The following is a 7061-nucleotide window of genomic DNA, read 5'->3' on the forward strand; positions in this document are numbered from 1 at the left end:
ACGGGCAGCCGGTGCCGCCGGGTGGCGCGGGGCTGCTGCGACTGGCGCGCATCGACATCTCGGACATGATCCGGGTGCCGGTGGTCGTCGCCTCCGACGTGGACAATCCACTGCTCGGGCCGCGCGGCGCCGCCGAGGTGTACGGGCCGCAGAAGGGTGCGGGCCCGGAGGAAGTAGCCCAGCTGGCCGCCGGATTGGCGCGGCTGGCCGAAATCGTCCGTCGCGATGTTGGCGTCAACGCGGCGGAGCGCCCGGGAGCGGGCGCAGCGGGCGGCGTGGGTTTCACGGCCCTCGCCGCCCTCGGCGCCACCCTGCGTCCCGGGATCGAGATCATGTTGGAGCAGTTGGATTTCGACGCGCTGCTCGCGGGTGCGCGGCTGGTGATCACCGGCGAGGGCTCGCTGGACGAGCAGACCCTGCACGGCAAGGCCCCCATGGGCGTGGCGCGGGCGGCCGCGCGCGCCGAAGTGCCGGTGCTGGCGGTGTCCGGTCAACGGCTGGTGTCCCGGGAACAGTTGCGCCGCCACGGATTCGATGACGCGTTCGCACTCACCGATATCGAATCCGATCCGCGGGTCTGCATGACGCAGGCGGGCGCACTGCTGGAGCGGCTGGCCACCCGGATCGCCGAAGCCCGTCTGGAGCGCCCCCTGACCCGAAACCCCCTGTAGGAGAACCATGTCGGATTTCACCACCCTGCCGGATCTGGCTCTGCGCAGCTACCGCGCCGGTGTCGTCGCGGCCAGCGACGAATCCTTCGAGGAGCGCGAGAATCTCATCAACCCGTGGGAGCCTCGCTTCTCCGCGGAAACCTTCGGTCCCAAGGGCCAGGAGTACGACGGCTGGGAAACTCGCCGCCGTCGCAGCCCCGGCCACGACTGGGCGATCATCCGCCTCGGCATGCCCGGCATCATTCGCGGCGTCGTCGTCGACACCGCCTGGTTCAAGGGCAACTACCCGCCCTTCGCCTCCGTCGAAGCCTGCCGGGTGTCGGGCTATCCTTCGGCGGCACAGTTGAATTCCACTGCCGACTGGGTGGAGATCGTTCCCCACACCGCGCTGGGTGGTGACGCCAAACACGAGATCCCGGTCTCCGACGACCGCATCTTCACCCACGTCCGCCTGAACATCCACCCCGATGGCGGCGTGGCCCGGCTGCGCGTGCACGGCGAGGTCGTCCCCGACCCCGACCTGCTCGCGGGCCTCACCGTCGACCTGGCCGCGTTGGAGAACGGCGCTCGCGCCCTGTCCTGCTCCAACCTGTTCTATTCGGCGGCCGACAATATGCTGGCCCCCGGCCTGGCCCGCAACCAGGCCGAAGGCTGGGAAACCGCTCGCCGCCGCGATGACGGCAACGACTGGGCCGTCATTCGTCTGGCCGCCCAGGGCACGCCCGAGCTCATCGAGTTGGACACCACCAACCTGATGTTCAACGCTCCCGGCGAGGTGCGGCTGCTCGGCATCGACCACGCCGGCGACGACCCGCTGCCCCCCGCCGACTCCGCCGACTGGTTCGAATTGCTGCCCCGAACAGCCGTGCAGCCCGACACCCCGCACCGTTTCCGGGTGGCAGCCGAGGCCAAACGGCCCGCCACGCATGCCAGGCTGGACATCTATCCGGACGGCGGCGTCGCTCGCCTGCGCATTCTCGGTTCGCTCACGCAATCCGGAACGGATGCCCTGGCCGCCCGCTGGTCCGGCACTCCCGCGTGAGAACCACGGTCGGCCCACAGCGGTCGACCGCACCATCGTGCCGCCCGCCATCGCCTACCCGGCGGGTCCCGGCGATCCGAACAGCCACAGTGCACCCCTGAACGGATCGCGGTACGGCCGCCCGGCCCCCTTCGTACCGGTTACTTCGAGCAGGACCGATGAGGAGGGGGCCGGTGCGTGCGCACGTCATCGGACGGGCAGTGCGGCGGGTGCGGCGTGCCGCTTCGCCCATTCCCGCCACGTGGTGAGTTCGTCCCCGCTCCGGGCGGACATCGCGACGGTGCCTTCCACGGCCCGAATCAGATCGGCCGCCGCCAGCGGGCGGCGGCCGGAGTAGGCATCGAAAAGCCCAGTGACGACGCACTGTTCGATCTGTTGGCCGGAGAAGCCCTCGGATGCTTCGGATAGGTCGCGGAGCAGGGGAGGGGAGAGCGACAGCCCTGCGGCGGGGCCGATGAGACGACGCTCGAGATGAATGCGCCAGATGGATGTGCGTGCGGCCGAATTCGGGAGGTCGACGAAGAACGTCTGGTCGAAGTGGCTCCCGCAGAGGAGATCCTGGGGTAGACCGTCGATTCTGTCCGCAGTGGCGATCACGAACACCGGGTGGGTCTTCTCGCTCAACCATGCGAGAAAGGCGTCGAAAACCGCAGTGCGAGCACCGTTCTCGCCGGTTATCATCTGATCGATACCGCTCACCCAGAGTACGCAGGGCGCGGTGCCCTCGACCGTGGAGAGGGACGCGCGCACAGCGCGGTCACCCACTGATCCATCGCACGCGCGGCCGAAGTCCCAGCGGATGAGTGGCAGCCCCCACTCGCCGGCCGTCGCCTTGGCGATCGAGGACTTCCCGCACCCGGGCACACCGGCGAGGAACACCCCCTTGGGCGCGGGCAGCCCGTAATCGGCGGCCTCGGCGCGCCAACAGTCGCGACGACTCAGCAGCCACGCCTCGAGGTTCGCGAGCCCACCCACGTGCTCGAACCGCATATCGGTCCGAACCAGCTCCAGCCCAACGGATCTGCGCACAGCCTGTGCTTTCCCCTCGAGCACGATGTCCACCGCCGACTCCGCGATACCACCGTCCACCATGGCCAGCGTGAACGCCCGTTCGGCCTCGATGAGCGTCATCCCGACCGCCGCCGTGGCGAGCCTGTCGCGCACTGCCTCATCGAGAACGGCGGTTCCGTCTGCCCCCATGCTGTCCAGCAACTCACCGATCTCCGCCGCCGTCGGCAGCGGGAAATCCACCACGGTGACATCCCGCTGCAACTCCGCCGGTATCCGCAGCATCGGGGCGACCACGATCACTGTTCGTGCCGCTTCACCGGATCGGAAGTCCCGCACCAGATCTCGTAGCGCCCGCACCACCTGAGGATCGGCCGGACGCTCATCATCGCCGAGAAAGGCATGCAGATCGGTACAGACGAACACGGCATACTCCACCACCCGCCGAATCCCTTGCAACATCTGCGCTGGTTCCCGGGTATTGCGCTCGGTCAGCCCACCCGACCGCCGCATTCCCTCCGTAGTCGTCCAGTGCCACAGCGCCCGAGACGGCTCCAATTCCTCCACGGCGGAGCGAATCTCGCCGAGAACCCGCTGTTCCTCGTACGTTTCGATATAGAGCAGCGGGAAACGAGCCTCGAGAAGACGCGTCAGGGTGCGGCGAAACGGGTGCACACCCGCCGATGGTAGTGCCGCCGGGAAACGCTGGCCGGGTATTCGCGACGGGAGTCGCAAAAGCGGTCGGCACCGAACCCTAAACGGGCAATTCGTATGTGAAGACGTGCAGGTCAGATGCTGTTTTCGCTTCTGCTGCAATGGATTTAGCGGTAGAATTGGTGCATGATTCCGGAGGGGGAAACGCGAGGCGGTGATACCGCGGCCGGTCTGTCGGCGGCGATGGACGCCCTGCTCGCGACCGATCTCACCGGACTGTCCGACACAGCTCTCGTGGACGTCATGCGGGAGATGGAATCCGTCCGTTGTCGGATGGCGGCACTGTCGCACCGCATGATCGCCGAAGTCGAGTCCAGGCATCTGTGGGAGCGTGCCGGGGCCAAGGGGATGCGCGGGTATCTGATCGATGTGCTGCGCCTGTCGGCCGCCGAGGCCGGAGCGCGGGTACGCGCGTCGGCGTCGTTGCGGCCGCGGTCGTTCTGTGGAGTACCGGGTCCGGCGTTGTTGCCGACCACCGCGGCGTTGCAGGCCGAGGGTGTGGTGTCGCCGGAGCATGCGCGGGTGATCATGCGGGTGATGGACCGCATCCCGGCCGCGGTGCCTGTCGAGACGCGGGCCGAGGCCGAACAGCAGTTGGCTCGGGCGGCGGTGCAGATGCCGCCGGAGTATGTGAGCAAGGTCGGGCACGTGCTGTTGTCGTGTCTGGACCCGGACGGGGTCCTCACCAGCGACGACGACCGGGCTCGCCGCCGCGAGCTCTGGGTGGGCAAACAACGCGTGGACGGCATGAGCGAGATCAAGGGCGTGCTGGATCCGCAGTTGCGGGCGTTGTTGGATGTGGTGTTGGCGAAGTGGGCGCGGCCGGGGATGTGCAATCCCGAGGATCCCGACAGTCCCCGGATGGGGCCGGGTGCGGTCGACAAGGATCTCATGGAGGTGGCGGCGCGGCGGGATCGGCGTAGTGCCGGGCAGCGTAACCACGACGCGGTGAAAGCGTTCCTCGCCGCCGGGGGTGGTCCGGAGAACCTGGGGTCTCATCGGGGTGTGCCGGTGTCGGTGGTGTTGACGATGAGTCTCACCGACTTGCAGGCCGGGGCCGGGTACGCCCACACCGCATCGGGGTCGGTGATGTCGGTCCGGGATGCGTTGCGGATGGCCGAGGGCGCGTATCCGTTGTTGATGTTGTTCGACGGTAAGGGTTTGCCCCTGCATTTGGGGCGGGGGAGGTATCGGTTGGCGTCGTCGTGGCAGCGGTTGGCGTGTATCGCCGCTGATCGGGGGTGTACGCGTCCGGGGTGTGAGGCTCCGGCGACGATGTGTGCGGTGCATCATATGGTGCCGTGGTTGCGGGGTGGTCGTACCGATATCGAGAACCTGACGTTGGTGTGCGATCGCTGTCATGCTCAGATTCCCGAGGATGTCGAGGATCCGACGGGGTGGGCCACCCTCGGACGCGGCGGCTACAGCCACGGCATCGCCGGTGGCAACAGCAACAGCAACAGCAACCGCAGCGGCAGCGGCGGCAACAGCAACGGCAACGGCAACGGCGGCAACAGCAGCGGCAGCGACGACGGCAGCAGCGGCAGCCGCAGCGGCAATATCGGCGGCGGCAGCATCGGCGGTATCGGCGGCGGCCTCGGTGGCGGCGGCAACCGTGGCGGTGGTGTCGGCAGTGGCCGGTATCCGGGTCGTGTCGTGTGGGCGCCGCCGACGCGGATCGATCCGGGGCGGATTCCTCGGGTGAATCTGCATCATCATCCGGAGCAGTGGCTCACCGGTGCCTCGGGTGGGCAGTCGCCGCCGACGCTCAGCCAATCGGCATCCCCAATGCTCGGCCAGCCGATGTCCGCTGCGCTCGCACGGTCGACGCCCTCGGTGGTCGGCCAACCGACACCTCCAACACTGAGTCAGCCGGTGTCGGGTCGGCCGTCGCCTTCGGTGGTGGGTCGGCCGTCGTCGCCGGTGTCGGGTCGGCCGTCGCCTTCGGTGGTGGGTCGGCCGTCGTCGCCGGTGTCGGGTCGGCCGGCGTGTCCGGTGGTCGGCGAGCCGACGCCTCCGTCGTTGGGTCACCCGGCGCCCCCGGTGAGCGGCCCTCCGATGCCTCGAACGAAGGGGCAGCAGACGCCCCCGACGCTCAGCCAGCCGAAGCCCTCGGCCGTCGATCGGCCGATGCCTCCGCCGTTGGGTCGACAGGGTGCGGGTGCGTGTGATCGCCCGTTCCCGCGACGGATCGACCGAAACGCCACCGACCACCACGACCGCTCAGATCATCACGCCCGCACGGTGCCCCCGCATCACGCCCAGCGGCCGGACCCGTCCCGAGGCGATCACTTACGCCAATAACAACCACCCCGGTAACAACCATCTCGAGAACGCAACCCCAGCCAGTCCGTCGGCTGGGATAGAAGCGCGCGGCACCCGACCCGGCGTCAGCGCAAGCCAGGTAAGACACCCAACGCCACCACACTCATCTCTTCACATCTCTGCGGCAACACCCCAGACGCGACACGACCGCCGACACCTCAACACATGGACAAGGCCGAAACCTACTGCCGAACAATCACTCCCCAACCCGCACCACAACCTTCCCCACATTCCTCCCGCTCAACAACCCCTGAAACGCCCCCACCACACTCCCCAACCCCTCGACCACATCCTCGAGATAAGCAACCCGCCCCTCCCGAACCCACCCCGAAACCTCGGAATAGAACTCCCCGAACTGCCCCGAGAACTCCGTCTGAATAAACCCCCGCACCGTCAACGACTTCCGCAACACCAGCGACATCAGCAGCCCCATCCGATCCGGCCCCGGCGGCAGCGACGACGCGTTGTACTGAGCGATCAACCCACACACTGGAATTCGGGCGAACCCGTTGAGACGCGGCAGGACTGCATCGAAGACCGCACCACCGACATTCTCGAAGTAGACGTCGATACCGTCCGGGGTAGCGGCGGCCAACTGCTCCACGAAATCGGGTGCCCGATGATCGATCGCGGCGTCGAAACCGAAATGGTCACGCAGTAGCGCAACCTTCCGCGGCCCGCCCGCGATCCCGACCGCCCGCGCCCCCTTGATCTTGGCGATCTGCCCGACCGTGGCCCCGACCGGCCCGGTGGCGGCGGCGACCACCACCGTCTCACCCGGTTGGGGACGGCCGATGGTGAGCAACCCCGAGTAGGCGGTGAATCCGGGCATGCCCAGGACGCCGAGCGCGGTGGTGAGCGGTGCGGCTTCCGGGTCGAGCTTGCGCAGGTGCTTCACCCGCTCCACCGAATGCGTTTGCCAGCCACCGTATCCGAGCACGTAGTCACCGGATCGCACTGCGGGATCGGCGGATTCGAGCACCCGCGACACCGTCGCGCCGACCATGGTCTCGCCGATACCCACCGGTGGCGCGTACGAGGGTGCATCGCTCATGCGCCCCCGCATGTACGGGTCGAGCGAGAGATACAGCGTCTGAAGCAGGGCTTCGCCCGGCCCGGGCGGATCCAACTCCACCGTCTCGGTGCGGAAGTTCTCTTCGGTGGGCATGCCGGTGGGCCGGGAGGCCAGGACGATCCGAGTGCTCTTCATTCCGCGATACACCTTTCGCCGGGGGAACGATCCCACGGTACGACGGAACACCCGCGATACACAGGCGAGGGGGCGCCCCCCCGACCGCGGG

At 68.1% G+C, this 7061-nt stretch carries 5 protein-coding genes; 3 read left to right on the forward strand and 2 right to left on the reverse strand.

What is annotated here, in order from left to right:
• Together QK444_RS29355 and alc are read left to right on the forward strand one after the other, a co-directional pair.
• A partial coding sequence (locus tag QK444_RS29355; protein ID WP_282785369.1) for a glycerate kinase occupies window positions 1-671 on the forward strand: 671 nt, incomplete at its 5' end.
• A 7-nt stretch (window positions 672-678) separates the two neighbouring features.
• Window positions 679-1713 (forward strand): allantoicase, encoded by a 1035-nt coding sequence (gene alc / locus QK444_RS29360; RefSeq protein ID WP_282785370.1) that lies wholly within the window; start codon window positions 679-681, stop codon window positions 1711-1713.
• A 186-nt stretch (window positions 1714-1899) separates the two neighbouring features.
• Here the strand turns inward: alc and QK444_RS29365 are convergent, their stop codons facing one another.
• Complete coding sequence (locus tag QK444_RS29365; protein WP_282785371.1) at window positions 1900-3537, reverse strand: AAA family ATPase; 1638 nt, start codon at window positions 3535-3537, stop codon at window positions 1900-1902.
• Between the two features lie 24 nt (window positions 3538-3561).
• On the opposite strand from QK444_RS29365, the gene QK444_RS29370 reads away from it, so the two are divergent.
• Window positions 3562-5739 carry a DUF222 domain-containing protein gene (locus QK444_RS29370; protein WP_282785372.1) on the forward strand — a complete coding sequence of 726 codons (2178 nt, stop codon included), beginning with the start codon at window positions 3562-3564 and terminating at the stop codon, window positions 5737-5739.
• 217 nt (window positions 5740-5956) lie between these two features.
• Here QK444_RS29370 and QK444_RS29375 read toward each other — a convergent pair whose 3' ends face one another.
• A complete protein-coding gene (locus tag QK444_RS29375; protein ID WP_282785373.1) occupies window positions 5957-6970 on the reverse strand; it encodes an NADP-dependent oxidoreductase in 1014 nt (337 codons plus the stop codon).
• Between the last annotated feature and the right edge of the window lie 91 nt (window positions 6971-7061).

Source organism: Nocardia sp. CC201C (genome assembly GCF_030010695.1).
In the GTDB taxonomy this organism is placed as follows: domain Bacteria; phylum Actinomycetota; class Actinomycetes; order Mycobacteriales; family Mycobacteriaceae; genus Nocardia; species Nocardia otitidiscaviarum.

Excerpts from the sequence above, each read along its gene's own strand:
- QK444_RS29375 (WP_282785373.1), bottom strand. The coding sequence starts at position 6,970 with ATGAAGAGCACTCGGATCGTCCTGGCCTCCCGGCCCACCGGCATGCCC.
- alc (WP_282785370.1), top strand. The coding sequence starts at position 679 with ATGTCGGATTTCACCACCCTGCCGGATCTGGCTCTGCGCAGCTACCGC.
- QK444_RS29370 (WP_282785372.1), top strand. The coding sequence starts at position 3,562 with ATGATTCCGGAGGGGGAAACGCGAGGCGGTGATACCGCGGCCGGTCTG.